Raw genomic sequence first — 15,586 nt, 5'->3', positions numbered from 1 at the left:
TGCCTAGCATTGCTAGCTCAACGGAGGGATCGTCATGCTCGACGCGCTCGAAATCGTCACCACCGTCGTCGTCGGTCTCATGGTCGGGGTGGAGTTCTCCGTCGCCTTCATCATGAACCGGATCCTGGACGCGCTTCCCGAGGACAGTGCCCAGCTCGGGCACGCCCACGGCGGCCGGATGCTCGGTGCCCTGATGCCGTTCTGGTACATAGGCTCGCTCGTCCTCAGCGCGATCTGGGCTGTGGCCGGGTGGCACCACCACGGCGCCGCTCTCGTCGTCACCGCCGCCGGCCTGCTGATCGTCAGCGTCGTCATGTCGGTGCTGCTGCTCGTCCCGATCAACAACCGGAACAAGACCTGGACTCCCGACAACCGGCCCGCCGACTGGAAGGAGCAACTGCACCGTTGGGGCCGGTACCACTACGTCCGCGTCGCCGTCATCATCGCCGCTTTCACCCTGCTGGTCACCGCCCTCACCTGACACCATCCCTTCGCCGTCGTCCGTCCCGTCGGCGTGAGCGGGAGAGGGCCTCGGTCTTCTGACCGCACGGGCCGACGCCACGCCGCCGGCGCACAATCCCCACTCCGTACGACCTACCGGGCTACGCCCAACTCATCGCACCGACGAAGGCTCTCAAGGAGAAGACCCATGTGGCTGAAAAAGTGCAACACCGTGCTGGCCACCGCTTTCATCCTCTTCATCCTCTGGTTCGGGACGGAGTTCATCCTGAGCCCGGAGACGACGGCGCCGGGCTTCGGCCTGCCGCATTGGCCCTCCGGCGACGGCGACGGTTTCCTGATCGTCAAGGGGATCCGCGACATCGTCCTGGCCCTGGTCCTGGGCATCCTGCTGGTGACGCGCCACCGCCGGGCGCTGGGCTGGGTGCTGCTGGTGGAGTCCCTCGCCGCTTACGGCGACATGGCCACCGTGCTGGCCCACCACGGATCCGTGGCCACCGCACTCGGCGTCCACTGCCTGACCGCGACACTGATGGTGGTCAATGGCCTGCTGATACTGCGCGAGACCCGCACGGTCGCGGCCGCTCCGAGAACGCGCGTTCCGCAGCCCGCCTAGGGCGCGGGCCGGGTCGTCGATCAATCGGTGGGTTCCCCCTCCCTCCGCTCCAGGCCGTGACCCTGGCCCCGGCCCTGGCCCTGACCCTGGCCCGGTAGTCCTTCGCGCGTGACGCGCCCGGAACCGTGGGCGAGGAGCGGGAGTTCATCGAGCCGGACCTGCCGAGAGCCGCCGCCGAAGAGGAAAAGGTGGGATGTCCAAGGCCCGGCAGGCCGGCAAGGCCGGGCCTGCCGGCGACCGCACGCGCCACAGCGCCGGTACGGGTCCGAAGGCCCGGCACCGGGGCTTCTGCAATGCCCAGGAGGGGGCCGCCTGTGGGGTGCGCCCCCCCTGGGGCTGGTGTGCCGGCGGCGGTTCAGCAGGCGCCGAGGTCCTGCCAGACGCCCCACTCGCCGGTGGTGCCGGGCTCCTCACCCGTCGTCCACCACTTGGCCTTCCAGGTGTGGCCCTTGTACGAGACCTGCTGGCCGCCGGTGTAGACCTTGTCCTTGGCCCACGGGGCAGCGGTGCACTGGCTGCCGGTGCCGCCGGTGACGGTCAGGGAGTAGGTGGCCGAGTGGCTGCCCGAGGTGCCCGCGCCGGTCACGGTGACGGTGTAGGTGCCGGAGGCCGCGGCGGAGGTGGTGGCCAGGGTGAGGGTGGAGGTGCCGCCCGCGGTGACGGACGTCGGGCTGAGGGAGGCGGTGACGCCCGCCGGGGCCCCGCTGACGCTGAGCTTCACGGTCTGGGCGTCCCCCGCGGTCACGGCCGTCTTCACGGTGGCCGTGGCGGTCTGACCGGCCGTCACGGAGCCGGAGGTCGGGCTGAGCGCGACGGAGAAGTCGTTCGACGGCGTGGTGGGGCCGCCACCGGTGAACGGCGCGAAGATGTGCGTGAAGTCCCACGTGTTCTGCTGGATGCCGGAGCAGTTGTCCGCCGCCGCCCCGCCCGCGCAGCTGCCGTTGTCGCGCTGCAGCGCCCAGAAGGACAGGGTGTTGATGCCCTTGGCGACCGCCCAGTCGTACACGGTCCGGGCGTTGGCCAGGGTGAAGGTCTCCGCCTTGCCGAAGTCGTCGACGCCCGGCATCTCCGTGACGCCGACCATGTTCCACAACTGGGCCGCGTTCTTGCCCGGGTACAGCTGCGCGAGCAGGTCGTACAGGCCCTGGGCGGCGGTCTGGGTGTCCTTCGCCATGTCGTGGGCCTGGTTGTCGTAGTAGTCGAACGTCATGAGGTTGACGACGTCGACCCGGGTGCCGTTGGCGACCGCGTTGCGCAGCAGCGCCTCGCCGGTGTCGCCGAGGCCGTGCGTGGTGGTCGGCAGGGTGTAGGAGATCTCCACCTTGCGCCCGTTGGCCGCGGCCCAGTCCTCGACCAGCTTGATGGCCTTGTTGCGGCGGTCGATGGCGGCCGTGTTGTCGAGCGAGTCGACCTCGATGTCCATGTCGAGCCGCGAGATGTCGTAGGTGGTGATGACCTTCTCGTACGCGGCGGCGATCTGCTGCACGTCGGTACAGCTGTCGGCGATCTCGGTGCCGGTGGTGTCGGCGGTGTACCCGCCGAACGAGGGGATGACGTCACCGCCGTTGCTCTGGATCGTCTTGATGTCGGCGCCGAAGGTCGAGGCGGCGATCGGCATGCTCGTGTCGCCGTTCCAGTACGGCGTGCAGGAACCCTTGGCGGCGGTCTGCAGGAACGCCATGGTCAGGTGCTTGGCGCCCGACTGGGCGGACAGGGCGGCGGGGCTCTCGCCGGTCCAGGCCTCGAAGTACGGGGCGAAGACGTGGTTCGGCAGGGGCGTCGCGGCCTGGGCGGTGCCGGTTCCCGTGAGGGCGAGCCCCGTCGCGGCCGCCATGGTGACGGCAGCGGTGAGGGCTGCGCGGAAGGAACGCACGAGTCTCATGTCAGTCCCGGTGTGTGGAGGGGGTGGCCGATGTCCCTTGAGGGGACAGGAAGTTGCCGACTACTGGGATAGCGCCCGCCAGAGGCTGGGTCAATGGTCTGGACCAAAAAGGGACTAGACCAATTCGGGTCCCTCGGCGCCCCCTGCCTGAACAGGGCGCCCGCCGGGGGACTGGACCACGCTCGAACGTCCTGCACGCGGGCGCACTTGCCGCCGTGAACCTCTTGACCGGCCCCCGCGTGAGGCTATGGTCTAGACCTAGTTGGCATCAGGACCGGACCAGTACGTGACCCCACACGCCGCAGGAAAGTGAGATGGCATGAACGCAAAAAGACGGGCGGCTCTCGCGATCGGTGCGCTGGTCGCACCGGTGCTCGCCGTCAGCCTCCCGGCGAGCACGGCCAGCGCCCACGGATGGGTGACGCTGCCCACGAGCCGTCAGGAACAGTGCGCCGAAGGCGTCGTCGCCTGCGGACAGATCAAGTACGAACCGCAGAGCGTCGAGGGACCGAAGGGACTGCAGAGCTGCAGCGGCGGACACGCGGAATACGCCGAGCTCGATGACGACAGCAAGGGCTGGAAGGCCACTGCTGTCGGCACGACGGCGACGTTCACATGGCACAACTCGGCCCGGCACTCCACCGCGAACTGGCAGTACTTCATCAACGGCCAGAAGATCGCCGAGTTCGACGGCCACAACCAGCAGCCGGCGGCGGACGTCAGCCAGCAGGTCAACTTCGGCAGCTTCACGGGCCGGCAGAAGGTACTCGCCGTCTGGAACATCGCCGACACCGCCAACGCGTTCTACTCCTGCGTCGACGTCACCATCGGCGGCAGCGGCGGCGGGGGCAACGGAGGGGGTGGTGGGGGCACCGGCGGGGGCACCTGCACGGCGTCGGCCTGGGACCCCGCCCGGGTCTACAACGGCGGTGACACCGTGTCCTACGAGGGTCACAACTGGCGCGCCAAATGGTGGGTGACCGGGGACAAGCCCGGAACCACCGGTCCCTGGGGTGTCTGGGAGGACCTCGGCGCCTGTTAGGCCTCCTCTCTTCCGGATCCTGCCAGGGTGCGTGGTGCAGGGCATGCACACCCGCCGTGTTGTCGTCACTCGCCGGCGCTCCCCGTCGACCACCTCTCCGCCGTGCAACCTCACGCACCGGAGTGGCTGGGGGCGGCCGGAAAGAAAGCGCCAGGGTTCGATCCGGGAGATGGGCCCGGTACCGCAACGGTGCTCGCCGTGACTGCCGGCCAGGGTGGGAGCACCGGACCGCCGCGGACGGGCTGGACCAGCTCGGCAGGGACCGGTCGGGCGATCGCCCTGGAGTCCACTGCCCTTACGTACGACCAGTCGTGTTCCTCCTAGGCGAGCCGGATGGCCATGCTGCGGCCGAGACCGGCATCGGCCACGATGCCGGCACTGCCATTCGCTGCGACGGCGACCGGTTCAGCGGCCCCGTGACCGGCTGCGCCCTGGACACGTGCCCGGCCTCGCCGGCGACGCCGGCCCGCCGACGTCGCCGGTCGTCGCCCGCCTGTTCCTCAGCCAGGGACACCCTTCACTCGAACATTTCGAAAGCCTGGCGGTGCGTCGCCCGCCTTACGACAGGAGACCCGACAGCTCACTCGCCGACGGGGGGTCAGGCGGTCAGCGTGGCGAGCTCCGCGTTGGCGCGCTCGGTGACCAGGGCGAGGACGCGGCCGGCGGCGGCCAGGTCTTCGGTGGGTATCCCACCCCAGATACGGGCGGTGAGGGGAGCGGTCTCCGCGCCGACGGTGTCGAGCAGCTCGCGCCCGGCATCCGTCGGGCGGAGGTGAGCGCCGTCGGTGACCAGCAGTCGCTTGACCAGCAGCTCGTCGACCGTGGCACGGATGCGGGCCGGGTCGGCCTTGAGCGAGCCCTTGACCTGGGTGACGAGTTCGTCCGTCGTCTGCGGGGTGTCGGCGGTGACGGCCGCGCGCAGGGCGATCTGCTGCTCGAAGGTGATGCCGTGCCGGGCCAGGGCGCGCTCCAGGACGCCGCGGGCGGCGTAATGGGCCAGGCCGAGTGCACGCGCGTCGGCGAGGGGTGCGGTGGCGGATGCGTCGATGGTCATGGTGTCGTCCCCTGTGTGCTCTTGTCGTTCGGTACGGATGGAGCGAGAGGTGCGTCGAGCAGGGTCGTCAGCTCGTCGGTGAACGCGCGTGTCCGCGGGGCGTCGAGGCCGCCGAGCGGATCCAGCAACTGCTGAAGCAGTTCCTGGACCACCGTGATGGCCTGCCGCGTGACGGCCTGTCCCCGCTCGGTGAGGGCCAGCTGTACAGCGCGCGGATCGCGGGGGTCGCGGGTGCGCTCGATCAGGCCGGCCGACTCCAGGGCGCGCGCCAGCTTCGAGACGTACAGCGCCTCCAGGCCCGTGTGGTCGGCAAGCCGGCGCTGACTGGGCCGCTCACCGGCGCGTTGCATGCCGTACAGCGACGCGACCAGTGAGTACTGCGCGTGGGTGAGGCCCAGTGGAGCCATCGCGCGATCGACCGCGACGCGCCACTTGTTGGCGAGCCGCCATACGAGGAAGCCGGGCGTGGGGCCCGGTGAACCCTTGCTCATGGCAAATAGATTACATGGCTACTATGTTCATGGCTACTATTTTTCCGGTCGGGTACGTGAGGGTCCGGGTCGCATGTGTCCTTGTCGCGCCCCTGTTTGTGTGGCGCACGGGGCCCGGGTGGCTTCGGACCCCGCGGGCCCCCGCCGAGTTGGCGGGGACCCGCGCCTGACCGGCAGAGGAACTCACGGACTGCCCGCGACGAGCAGCATCCTGGCCTCCACGGCCTGCCTTCTGCTGACGGCCTTGCGGCCCGGCCTCACTTCAGGTGCCGGGCGAAGAAACGGGCCGCGTCCTCCCCCGCGGACTCCGGGACGCCGGTGTGCCCGCCCATGTGGCTGTGCAGCGACTTCTCCTTCGAGCCGAAGGCGTCGAACAGGTCAAGGGCCGCCTGCCGGTCGTTGCCTTCGTCGTCCCACTGCAGCAGGACGTGCAGCGGAATGGTGACCCGGCGGGCCTCCTCGAACACGGCGCGGGGCACGAGACTCCCGGCGAACAAGCCGGCGGCCACGATGCGCGGCTCGACCACCGCCAGGCGAACGCCGATGGAGATCAGTCCACCCGAGTATCCGACCGGACCGCCGATCTCGGGCAGCGGCATGAGGGCGTCCAGGGCGGCCTGCCATTCCGGGACGGCCCTGTCGACGAGCGGGAGGATCAGGGCGTCGATGATCTCGTCGCTTACCGGCCCGCCGGCTGCCATGGCCCGGCGCAGGTCGGCGCGAGCCTGCTCGGCGGCGGCCCAACGAGGCCGTTCACCGCTCCCGGGAAGCTCGATGGTGGCCGCGGCGAACCCGTCCGCCGCGGCTCGCCGGGCCCGAACCACCAGTCGGGGATACATCGTGCGCAGTCCGAGCGGTGGGTGGGCGAGAAGGATCAGCGGCGCCGGTGCGGACGCGGATGCGGATGCCGGCGTCCACAGGATGCCGGGGATATCGCCGATGGTGAATGCGCGTTCGAGGACGTCGTCCTCGAGACGCTGTTCGGAAGTGAAGTGGAGAGCCATGGTCGTGCCTTTCGGGAGGGCGCGTGAACGGCGCTCCCGGACGACCTATCGCCCGACCGTGACCCCGAGGGAGAGCACCCATGTCGATACGTTCACGGGTACCACCTCCTCGTTCTCTCGCACGGCCTTCCCCAAGGTAGCAGCGGCCGCCGTGGTCCGCCCATCGCTTTTCGCGCGAGCTCCGCGGCCGGAGGCCAGGGAGTCGGAGCACTGTGCCGATACTCCTTGGAATCTGAGGAGCCGCTTGGGCCTGATCACCGCTTCTGAGGCGAGGCTCTGCGACAGCGGGACGCGCCGAGGGTGCTGTTGCGCCGTCGGGTTCTCGTGGACGAGGCCGATGCGCCGGCCGGAAGCACCGCCTCGTCACCGCCCTCGTCGTTCTCGACGCCGTCGGCGAGTCCTCCGCAGGCACAGGGGCACGGTGTCGCCGACGACGGTCCGCGGGGTCTGGGTCACGCGGAGCCGGATGCCGGGCTTCCGGTCGGGGGCGAACGACCGGCAGCACGTGATCGACCCACGCGTCGTCCCCCGCGCCCCCGGTGACGACCCGCAAGGAGAGCGAGCGTCGCACGGAGACCGGCGAGTGGACCGGCGGGCGGCGGAGGACTTGCCGTACATCTTCATCGGAGTACAAGGCGACCAGTGCGGCGCACCCGCGCACCGCTCCTGTCGCCGCGGTCAGCCCAGGGCGCCGACGGCCGGGGGGTCGACGGCTCGCACGACGACCACGGGTATCTCCCGGGTGGTCTGCGTCTGATAGACCGCGTACTCCGGCCTGGCCGACACGATCAGGCTCCACAGACGCGGACGTTCCGCGCCGGTGGCGGGACGTGCCCAGGCGGCGAAGGCCAGCGCCCCGACCTGGATGGTGACGTCCGGGTCGGCGAGCAGGTTGAGGTACCAGGCCGGGTGGTGGCCGGCACCGCGGTTGGAGGCCGCCAGGACGTAGCGGTCACCGTCACGTGCGTAGACGAGTGCGGTGCGGCGCAGTTGGCCCGATCTGCGGCCCCGGGTCGTCAGCAGCAGGTCGTTCACGCCCGGCCGGGGCCGGCCGCCGGTCTCCTCGAAGCGGCGGATGTGCTCGGCGACGAAGGGGTTCCGGCTGTCGTGGACCTCCGTCATCGCGCCTCCCCGACGCTGACCGTGGCGCGGTGGTGGCGGGGGGCGTCGATCTCGTCGAGCAGCGCGATCGCGAAGTCGGCGTAGGAGATCCGGCTGTCCGAGTCCCCGTGGTCGGCGATCCGGTACCGGCCGGTGCGCGTACCGTCATGGTCGAAGTCGCCCGCGGGAGCCACGTACGCCCAGTCGAGGCCGCCGGCCCGGAGTTCGTCGAGGCCGGCCGCGTGGCCGAGGTGGAACGAGCGGTACTCGTCGGGGTAGCCGGGCTCGTCCATCAAGGCAACACCGGACTTCCCGGGCAGGACCGATGCGAGACCGACCACCACCAGGCGGCTGACGTCCGCCTTCGCCAAACCGCTGCTCAGCGCGCGGGAGGAGGCGGTGAAGAACCCGTGCGCCGGCACGGACAGATCCACGGCGGCACTGACGGCGGCGTCGTGACCGGCGGCCGCCCGCTCGATGCTCAGCGCGTCGGTGACGTCGCCCGCCACCAACCGCGCACCGGCCAGGTCACCGCCGTGGCGCGCGGGGGCGCGCACCACGGCGGTGACCTGGTGACCGCGCCGCTGCGCCTCGGCGACGGCCTGCCGCCCGGCCCGGCCCCCCGCGCCGAAAATCACGATGTCCACAACGAACCGCCTCTCCCCCAGGGCCGGAGACCGTGTGCTCCTGGCCGGTCCACCGACGTTAACGACGGCCGTGGTTACCGACCGGATACCGGCTATCGTGAGGCCATGAGGAAACCCCTGCCCGCCGACATGTTCGACGAGTTGTGCCCGTCCTCGCTCAACCCCATCCGGTTCGGCGACAAGTGGGCGGCCCTCGTCATCCGCTGCCTCGAGTCCGGGCCACGCCGTTACTCCGAACTGCGCGTACCCCTCAGCCGCGTCACTCCCAAAGTGCTCACGCAGTCCCTGCGCTCCCTGGAACGCGACGGCCTGATCACACGCACCGTCCACACCGACACCACCCCGCACGTCGAGTACGAACTCACCCCGCTGGGCCAGAGCATGCTCGAACCGATGGCGGTCGCCTGCGCGTGGGCCGAGCAGCACTGGGACGAACTCCTCGACGCCCGCGAGTCGTACGACCACGCCACCCGCGTCGACCAGGTCGTCTGACACGGCCACCGCGGCCGCAGGTCGGAGCAGCACGCCGCGGCAGCACGCCGGACGCGCGCGGGCATCGCCCCCTCGACCGAGCCGGACGGCGCGTCGGGCACAGCTCGCTGAGGCGGCACGGGTCAGATCACGCCGTCGATGAGCGGATCGTGCTGTTCACCTTCGCCGTGCTGTTCACCTTCGCCGTGATGGTCGTCGCGCACCTCGTTCTCCCGAGCGCCCGCTAGGCCGACCGGGATGCGGGTGCGCGTCATTGCGTGAGTGATCGCGAAAGCCTTGCCACCCTTGGCCCATGCGCAACCGCCCTACAGTCGTCGTGGAGGCGCCGGACGACCGGGGCCGGCGGGCCCTGCGGGTGCGCGGGGAGACCGTCGGGCGGGCTTGGTCGCGACGCGGTCTCGAGCGGCTGGTGCGCCGAGCGGGCCTGCCGGACCTGGACCTCGACGACCCGGGGCAGGTCGATTGGCTGGCAGACCCGTTCCACTGGCCCGACCGTCCTTGGCGCAGACGAGCCGCTGGGGCCCTGATGGCACTTGGGCTTCTCGTGTCCGCCGCCGTGCTCTTCCATGTGGGGACGAAGGACGCGGTCAACGCGCTGGCGTACGGCGGGCGCGTCGTCGGGGTCGTCTTCGTGGCCGCTTCGCTGGTGGAAGCGGTCGCGGCCGTGGCGGCGAGCGACTACTGGGGCAACAGGGCGGTGCGCTACTCAGGCGCAGCCGTCCTCGTCGGCGTCGGCAGCGTGACCGTCACCGACCTCATGTTTCTCATCACTCAGATCCAGGGTCGGTCGCTCACCATCTTCCTCTGGCTGTGGATCGGCCTGGCCGTGTGGGCGGCCTGGGCGCTGTGGATGCTTGCACGGCAGGGGGTGTGGCAGCAGATCCCGCACCCGAGAGGTATCGCGATGAGCGTGGTGGTGTCCGCGGTCATCGGCATCGCAGGCCTCGTCTATTCCCAGATGTACGTCCCTTACTCGACGCCTGTGAAGACTCCGTTCAGCGTCTCGTTCGGCGAGCCCGCACTGAGCGCGGACGGAAAAATGCTCCATGTCCCGGAACACGTGGAGTTCCGCAACAGCGGGTCGGTGCGGATCTATGTGGTGGGTACCCTTTGGAAAGTCTTGGCGTGGCCCACTCGGTTCACGGAGAAAGGCACGACAGAAGACACCTGGAAGCGAGAGTTCCAAGATTTCGACGAAACAGTGAGACACGTCGTCTACGGACCCTCCCGCATGCTGGGCATGGGGACCTTCGCGAACCCTGGCGATCGCCTCGATCCCGGCGACGATCTGTCGCGGGACTTCGTGGTCGACGTACCGCTGCACGCGGGGATCGGTCGTGTCGAGATCGTCGCGGACACTTCGTTCATCAGGGCCGACCGGGGCAAGCTCGGAAACAACTACCAGGATTCGGAAGAAACCTCCTGGAACCAGGAAACCGGAGCACACGAACAGGATGCCCCGGACTGGCTCACGAGTGCGGGAAACGACTTCCTGCGCTACCACGCCAAGATCTACCACAGCAGCGAGATGCTGAACCTGACGCACACCACGGACTATGTGAGCGCGTGGTGGGTCCTCCCCGTCGCCTGGCCCGAGCACCCTCTTGTCGCCAAGGGAGACATGGACCCTTACCTGAACGTCTCGATCGCACGCAAAGCCAACGGCAGCGAACGACTCAGCGATTCAGAGCAGGAGCCGTACGGAATGAACACCAAGTCCCGGTGGGCCGAAACATCCGTCGATCAGCTGTTGAAGGCCGCCCGGTAGCCGTCCGAGAGTATCCGAGAGCCACTGGCCGATGCTGTCGGCCATGCCCGTTCACCAGGCCGGTGTCTCCGGCCGAAGGTGTCCGCCGGTGCCGCCGGCCGGCGACGGTCACAGCCCGGCTACTGCGACGCGCGCGAGGCCGCCCCCGCAGACGCGACATCCAGGTCCACCACGACTTCGTCGTCCTCCCAGCGACCACGCTGCGAGATCGCCAGGCCGATCAGGGCGAGCTCAGCCGCCTGGTCCCGAAGCGCGTACTCCTCATGGGTCTCAGGAGAGCGCCCACTCAGTTCGTCACGTTTCCACGCGTCCACCGCGGCCTCGGCTACGGTCCTGGGCAGTCGGACCGTGACCCGGCCGACTTGAGCGTCGACATGTTCCCCGATCGCCGCCAGCACCTTCGCGTCGTACCGGTACCTCACGTACTCCTCGTGATCCACCATGAGGCGAGGCTACCCAGGACCATGGCATCCGCTTCCACCGGTTTATCCGGCGCGACGTCCCCGGAAAGTGACGAAGCCGGGCTGGACGGTACGGTTGCCCGCGACCTGTCGACGCGGCCGCCGGATCACATGACCAGGTCGCCCACCGGCTATCCCGCGGTGAGCGACCTGCTTTGATGTGCAGAGTTCAAGGTCGACGGCGGCGCACTGTAGGCGTCCTGGGCCGCTGGACGACACCGGCATGACACCGGCGACGGGATTCGAACCCGCGTTACCCGCTTGAGAGGCGAAGTAGCCGCAGCCTGCGCACCTGCACAGCAGGAACGGTAACGCCGGCCGCGGCCCTTGCGCATCCGATTTTCGCGTACTCGAACGCTCGACATCTCACAGGGGGAAGATCGCTTCCTGGCGAAGGTGTGCGCATCCGAATGCCCGGCGCTGGTCGCCGCGGCCCGCTCCGGCAGCCTGGCTTCCGGCACGTCCGGAACCCGTCCATGCCGGCCAGGCCGGTCATAGGTTGATGCCGTGACGACAGCCGACCACATGAACTACGAGTTCCGTACTGCCCGGCCCGCGGACACGGAGGCCATCATGGCGCTCGACGGATCCTTCACCACCCACACGATCTTTCACGTCGACATCACGGAGACCGGGTTCACCCTCCAGGAGATTCCGGTGGACCCGCCCATCCGCAAGGTCTTTCCCGCCGACGAGAGCGACGACGCCGACACCTCCGGGGCCGAGGAAGATCCGAACAGCCGTACCTTCGTCGCGGTCGACGCCGACGGTTCTCCGGCGGGCTTTGCCACTGTCTCGTACGCTTCGTGGAACCGACGGCTGGCCATCGAGGACATCGAAGTCGCCCCGGCGCATCGGGGCCACGGCGTCGGACGCGGCCTGGTCGGCTGCGCCGTCCGGTTCGCCCGCGAGTCCGGTGCCGGGCACATCTGGCTGGAGGTCACCAACATCAACGCCCCGGCGATCCACGCTTACCGGCGGATGGGATTCACCTTCTGCGGGCTGGACACCACGCTCTACGACGGCACGTCTTCATCGGGCGAACAAGCCCTGTACATGAGCATGCCCTGCCCCTGAGCAATCACCTGCGCGGGCAGCACATGTGCGCCCCCCGGGATGCGGTGCGTGCGGGCCGGCGGGAGCCGGGGCGGGCCCACGCGGACTCGTCGGGCGGCCCTTACCCTGCGGTCAGGAGCCTAGAGGGACGAGCCTGTGCGACCAGTGCTGTTGGTGGATGTCGACGGACCGCTGAATCCGTATGCCGCGAAACCGCACCGTCGACCCGAGGGCTATGAGACACACCGCCTGCTGACCCCTCGTTGGGTGGCCGCCGAGCGGCGCCGGCTGACCGAGTGGGGGCTGCCGAACAAACCCGTCAGGCCACTGCGGGTGTGGCTCAACCCGCGTCACGGCCCGGCGCTGGCCGCACTTCCCTTCGACCTCGTATGGGCGACGACGTGGGAGGAGGAAGCCAACGTCTTCGTCGCGCCAGTTCTGGGCTTGCCCGAACTGCCCTTCATCCGCTGGCCCCTGCCTCGACCGGAGCCCGGGGACGGCGTGTTCTGGAAGACGCCCGAGGTCGTCGCGTGGGCGAAAGGCCGTGCGTTCGCCTGGGTCGACGACGACATCACGCAGGCGGACCGCACCTGGGTGAAGGACCACCACGACGGTCCCGCCCTGCTGCACCGGGTCGACCCACGACGCGGCCTGACCAGGGACGACTTCGCCGCGCTGACGGCACGGGCGACCGGCCTCGACTGAGTCCGCGGCCCGTCGACAACCGGCTGCCTCGGTCCGCGAACGGGGGGACATCGGCGAGCTCTGACGTGAGGCTGTGGCGGGGTGGCCGCTGAGGTGGTCTGCGTGCGTCAGCCGGTGGTCTCACATGGCACCCCTGTGGGACGGGACGCGGCCCCGCGCGTACCGCACCGTCAGTGCGGAACAGACCTCGCCGCAGTCGGCCCCGCGCTGGGCCCGGCTCAACGCGGGGCGACGTGGGCACCGTGGACCCGGTGCTGGCTTGTGCGGACCGGTCGGCGCCTCGTCGAGGCCACCGTCACGTACTGGCCGGACATCGGGCAGCGAACCACGGGGGCCCTACGGCGACCCGGCCGGCCGGCATCCCCCACCCGTTCGTCGTGCCCGACACCTTGGTGAGCCTCGACCGGGCGGCATCAGTGTGGCAGCCGCTTACATGCCGCTCGACAGAGTGACGGGGATCTGCTGTGCCGACGGGATGTAGTGGCGGGCGAGGTGGGCGTCTCGGTTGTGGTTACGGCGGTGGGCCTCCGGGTCGGTGTACCGCTCGAGACGCCGACGGCCGGACACCGTGTCGCGGACCAGCACCGTCGCTCGGGTCAGCCAGGTCTTCATGCGCCATCTCCCCTGTGTGTGATCGTTTCCGTGAGTATGCGCTCGCTCTCGAAGCAGACGCTGCTGCTTTGAGCGGAACTTGAGCTTGGACGGCCCCGCCGTTTCAACGAGCTCCGTCCGTTTCGGAGTTGGCAGGCACGGGCTGCCCCCCCCCAGCCGCATCAACCGATCACCCGATCACGGATGATGGAACGATGACGGCGGAAGTGAGCGAGATCGTTCTGAGCAAGCAGGACCTCCGTGAGGTCACCGGGTTCGCCGCGACGTGCGCTGAAGTGGTGCTCGAGATGTTCGAGGCTGATCAGCCGGGCGACTCGCGACCCCGAGATGCTGTCCGTGCCGCCTGGGAGTTCGCCCGGGGCGGCGAGCGCGGGAAATCTCTGCGGGACACGGCGTCGGCAGCCCTGAAGGCGGCCAAGGACACGGGCTGCCCGGCTGCGCGCGAGGCGGCATGGGCAGCGATGTCCGCGGCCGGCGCCGCCTACCTGCATCCCTTGGCCAAGGCCACCCAGGTCAAGCACATTCTCGGGGCCGGCGCCTACGCGGCCAGAGCGGCCGAGCTCCTCGCCGGTGACGACCGGAGCGTCGGGGTCAGACACCTTGAGCAGACGGTGCGCCATGCCACGCCCGCCGTCGTCGACGTGCTCAAACGCTTTCCCGCGGCACCAAGTGGCGGAGGACGGGTCGGTGAGTTGATCCGCATGCTGGACGTCGGAGTTCGTTCACTCACATTCCCCGGGTGACCGCAGGAGCCTCCGGCAGCGGGCGCACCGCCGCCGCCTGCGTGTCATGGCGCGGGGGGAGTCGGGGATGAGGCGCTTCCGCATCGGCGCCTGACGAACCCCTTCAGGTGTGCGGCTCGCGGGAGGGAAAGCCCGTAACGAAGCGGGCGAGTTCCTCAGTTGCTCCGCTGGGCAGGCGGGCGACCGCCGTCTCCGGCAGTGCCGTGATCACGTTGCACAGCCGCGCACCGAGTTCCGGCAGCAGGGCCCACGCCGCCGGGGGCGCGTCGACCACGGCGAGCAGCAGGTCGCCCTCGTGGAAATAGGCGTCGAGGAGCGGTTCCTCCAGCAGCAGGCGCACTGCGAGGGGAAGGACGTAGGGCAGCGCGACCCGCTGTGAGACGAGGGTGCGCAGGTCCGCAGGACCGAGTTCGCCGAGGGGCACGAGCCGCAAAGCATGGACCTTGCGGACCAGGTGGGTCGCGTCAGCGGCAGGCGGCGCCCAGACGGGTGGGTCCAACTCGTCCAGCGTACGGTCGAGGTGCAGCAAGTGGTCCATGCGGCTCATTCTCGCCGTCACGGCCAGACGATCTCCGACTCGGGGTGACCGACGAGGTGGTGCGTGACGGTCGGTCCTGATGGCGGTACCCGTCGTCGAGGGGGAGTCGGGTGAAGTGGATACTGGCTCCGCACGCAAGCACGATGAGGGGGACGACCAGTGACCGGCGACAACCGCATAGGACCGCCCAATTTCGGTAGCGAGCGGGACATGCTGCGCGCCTTTCTCGACTACCACCGCGCGACCCTCGCCATGAAGTGCGAAGGACTCACCGACGAGGAGCTGCGGCGGCAGTCGATGCCGCCGTCCACGCTTTCGCTGCTCGGTCTCGTGCGGCACATGGCGGAGGTGGAGCGTGCGTGGTTCCGTCGCGTGTTCGACGACAACGACGCGCCCATGGTCTGGTCCGACGAGGTCGACTTCCAGGCGGCGTACGACGCGAGCACGTCGACCAGGCAGGAGGCGTTCGCAGCCTGGGAGGCCGAGGTCGAGAACTCGCGCCGGGTCGAACGGGAGGCTGCCTCCCTGGACCAGGCCGGGTACCAGCCACGATGGGACGAGGAAGTGTCGTTGCGGATGGTGATGGTGCACGTCCTCCTGGAGTACGGCCGCCACAACGGGCACGCGGACTTTCTGCGTGAGGGCATCGACGGGACCGTGGGCGCCTGAGTCCACCGGCGCCACCGGCCCTCCCCACGCCGTGTCCGGGCCGGACGCGATCGTGCCGGTCCACGGTGAGGTCGGCCGACGCTGCCGGTCACGGCGGGGCGACCGATTCCACCGCCGGCCAGGCTCGTTGGGCACCGGCCGCGGCTACGACCACGGCATCCACCGCACCCGGTCCGTGCCCGAGGCGTCGTGCCCGCTCTCGCCGACCGCGGAACCCCGTGGGGCACGGGGCCGTGCACCCACCGG

Annotated in this window: 19 protein-coding genes, 1 tRNA gene and 1 pseudogene; 10 read left to right on the top strand and 11 right to left on the bottom strand. The window is 69.7% G+C overall.

The features are described 5' to 3' along the window. The first annotated feature begins 34 nt into the window (after positions 1-34). Together ACZ4VF_RS35860 and ACZ4VF_RS35855 are read left to right on the top strand one after the other, a co-directional pair. The gene (locus tag ACZ4VF_RS35860; protein WP_467931284.1) at positions 35-481 is read left to right on the top strand and encodes an anthrone oxygenase family protein; all 447 of its coding nucleotides are present in this window, start codon (positions 35-37) and stop codon (positions 479-481) included. 168 nt (positions 482-649) lie between these two features. Further along, positions 650-1,075, top strand: a complete 426-nt coding sequence (locus tag ACZ4VF_RS35855) for a DUF4267 domain-containing protein (protein WP_467931283.1) — start codon at positions 650-652, stop codon at positions 1,073-1,075. Between the two features lie 355 nt (positions 1,076-1,430). Here ACZ4VF_RS35855 and ACZ4VF_RS35850 read toward each other — a convergent pair whose 3' ends face one another. Next, positions 1,431-2,957, bottom strand: coding sequence for a glycosyl hydrolase family 18 protein (locus ACZ4VF_RS35850; RefSeq protein ID WP_467931282.1), 1,527 nt, complete (start codon positions 2,955-2,957; stop codon positions 1,431-1,433). 319 nt (positions 2,958-3,276) lie between these two features. Between ACZ4VF_RS35850 and ACZ4VF_RS35845 the strand changes: the two genes are divergently transcribed. Next, the gene (locus ACZ4VF_RS35845) at positions 3,277-3,999 is read left to right on the top strand and encodes a lytic polysaccharide monooxygenase (protein WP_467931280.1); all 723 of its coding nucleotides are present in this window, start codon (positions 3,277-3,279) and stop codon (positions 3,997-3,999) included. Between the two features lie 598 nt (positions 4,000-4,597). Here the strand turns inward: ACZ4VF_RS35845 and ACZ4VF_RS35840 are convergent. The 3 genes from ACZ4VF_RS35840 to ACZ4VF_RS35830 all read right to left on the bottom strand — a co-directional run bounded on the left by ACZ4VF_RS35840 (position 4,598) and on the right by ACZ4VF_RS35830 (position 6,548). Next, on the bottom strand, positions 4,598-5,053 hold the full coding sequence (locus tag ACZ4VF_RS35840; RefSeq protein ID WP_467931279.1) for a MarR family transcriptional regulator: 456 nt from the start codon (positions 5,051-5,053) through the stop codon (positions 4,598-4,600). After that, entirely contained in the window at positions 5,050-5,544 is a 495-nt protein-coding gene (locus tag ACZ4VF_RS35835; RefSeq protein ID WP_467931278.1) for a MarR family winged helix-turn-helix transcriptional regulator, read from the bottom strand. Before ACZ4VF_RS35835 ends, ACZ4VF_RS35840 begins: the two co-directional genes overlap by 4 nt. A gap of 257 nt (positions 5,545-5,801) precedes the next feature. Beyond that, entirely contained in the window at positions 5,802-6,548 is a 747-nt protein-coding gene (locus ACZ4VF_RS35830) for an alpha/beta hydrolase (protein ID WP_467931277.1), read from the bottom strand. Between the two features lie 475 nt (positions 6,549-7,023). On the opposite strand from ACZ4VF_RS35830, the pseudogene ACZ4VF_RS35825 reads away from it, so the two are divergent. Then, positions 7,024-7,179: pseudogene (locus ACZ4VF_RS35825) on the top strand (fumarylacetoacetate hydrolase family protein); the annotation flags it as partial. A gap of 47 nt (positions 7,180-7,226) precedes the next feature. Here the strand turns inward: ACZ4VF_RS35825 and ACZ4VF_RS35820 are convergent. Then, positions 7,227-7,670, bottom strand: coding sequence for a nitroreductase family deazaflavin-dependent oxidoreductase (locus ACZ4VF_RS35820; RefSeq protein ID WP_467931275.1), 444 nt, complete (start codon positions 7,668-7,670; stop codon positions 7,227-7,229). Further along, positions 7,667-8,296 carry an NAD(P)-dependent oxidoreductase gene (locus ACZ4VF_RS35815; protein ID WP_467931274.1) on the bottom strand — a complete coding sequence of 210 codons (630 nt, stop codon included), beginning with the start codon at positions 8,294-8,296 and terminating at the stop codon, positions 7,667-7,669. The genes ACZ4VF_RS35820 and ACZ4VF_RS35815 overlap by 4 nt, the downstream gene beginning before the upstream one ends. 105 nt (positions 8,297-8,401) lie before the next feature. On the opposite strand from ACZ4VF_RS35815, the gene ACZ4VF_RS35810 reads away from it, so the two are divergent. Continuing rightward, a complete protein-coding gene (locus ACZ4VF_RS35810) occupies positions 8,402-8,788 on the top strand; it encodes a winged helix-turn-helix transcriptional regulator (RefSeq protein WP_467931273.1) in 387 nt (128 codons plus the stop codon). A 122-nt stretch (positions 8,789-8,910) separates the two neighbouring features. Here ACZ4VF_RS35810 and ACZ4VF_RS35805 read toward each other — a convergent pair whose 3' ends face one another. Then, positions 8,911-9,042, bottom strand: coding sequence for a hypothetical protein (locus tag ACZ4VF_RS35805; RefSeq protein ID WP_467931271.1), 132 nt, complete (start codon positions 9,040-9,042; stop codon positions 8,911-8,913). 38 nt (positions 9,043-9,080) lie between these two features. Here ACZ4VF_RS35805 and ACZ4VF_RS35800 point away from each other — a divergent pair, with 38 nt between their 5' ends. Then, complete coding sequence (locus tag ACZ4VF_RS35800) at positions 9,081-10,556, top strand: hypothetical protein (RefSeq protein ID WP_467931270.1); 1,476 nt, start codon at positions 9,081-9,083, stop codon at positions 10,554-10,556. Between the two features lie 119 nt (positions 10,557-10,675). Here ACZ4VF_RS35800 and ACZ4VF_RS35795 read toward each other — a convergent pair whose 3' ends face one another. Then, entirely contained in the window at positions 10,676-10,999 is a 324-nt protein-coding gene (locus ACZ4VF_RS35795) for a hypothetical protein (RefSeq protein ID WP_467931269.1), read from the bottom strand. Positions 11,000-11,244: 245 nt separating this feature from the next. Further along, a tRNA-OTHER gene (locus ACZ4VF_RS35790) sits at positions 11,245-11,336 on the bottom strand. A 188-nt stretch (positions 11,337-11,524) separates the two neighbouring features. Here ACZ4VF_RS35790 and ACZ4VF_RS35785 point away from each other — a divergent pair. Both ACZ4VF_RS35785 and ACZ4VF_RS35780 read left to right on the top strand, forming a co-directional pair. After that, a complete protein-coding gene (locus tag ACZ4VF_RS35785) occupies positions 11,525-12,094 on the top strand; it encodes a GNAT family N-acetyltransferase (protein ID WP_467931267.1) in 570 nt (189 codons plus the stop codon). A gap of 144 nt (positions 12,095-12,238) precedes the next feature. Beyond that, positions 12,239-12,778 carry an HAD domain-containing protein gene (locus tag ACZ4VF_RS35780; RefSeq protein ID WP_467931329.1) on the top strand — a complete coding sequence of 180 codons (540 nt, stop codon included), beginning with the start codon at positions 12,239-12,241 and terminating at the stop codon, positions 12,776-12,778. Between the two features lie 429 nt (positions 12,779-13,207). Here the strand turns inward: ACZ4VF_RS35780 and ACZ4VF_RS35775 are convergent, their stop codons facing one another. Further along, a complete protein-coding gene (locus tag ACZ4VF_RS35775; RefSeq protein WP_467931266.1) occupies positions 13,208-13,390 on the bottom strand; it encodes a hypothetical protein in 183 nt (60 codons plus the stop codon). Between the two features lie 194 nt (positions 13,391-13,584). Here ACZ4VF_RS35775 and ACZ4VF_RS35770 point away from each other — a divergent pair, with 194 nt between their 5' ends. Continuing rightward, entirely contained in the window at positions 13,585-14,133 is a 549-nt protein-coding gene (locus tag ACZ4VF_RS35770) for a putative immunity protein (RefSeq protein WP_467931265.1), read from the top strand. A 103-nt stretch (positions 14,134-14,236) separates the two neighbouring features. On the opposite strand, the gene ACZ4VF_RS35765 is transcribed toward ACZ4VF_RS35770, so the two are convergent. After that, the gene (locus ACZ4VF_RS35765) at positions 14,237-14,671 is read right to left on the bottom strand and encodes a contact-dependent growth inhibition system immunity protein (protein ID WP_467931264.1); all 435 of its coding nucleotides are present in this window, start codon (positions 14,669-14,671) and stop codon (positions 14,237-14,239) included. Positions 14,672-14,830: 159 nt separating this feature from the next. Here ACZ4VF_RS35765 and ACZ4VF_RS35760 point away from each other — a divergent pair, with 159 nt between their 5' ends. After that, a complete protein-coding gene (locus ACZ4VF_RS35760; RefSeq protein WP_467931262.1) occupies positions 14,831-15,340 on the top strand; it encodes a DinB family protein in 510 nt (169 codons plus the stop codon). Positions 15,341-15,586: the final 246 nt, after the last annotated feature.

Source organism: Streptomyces sp. NPDC029151 (assembly GCF_055564315.1).
The sequence above is the reverse complement of the archived record's forward strand: the minus strand, read 5'-3'. Positions and strand labels throughout refer to the sequence as shown.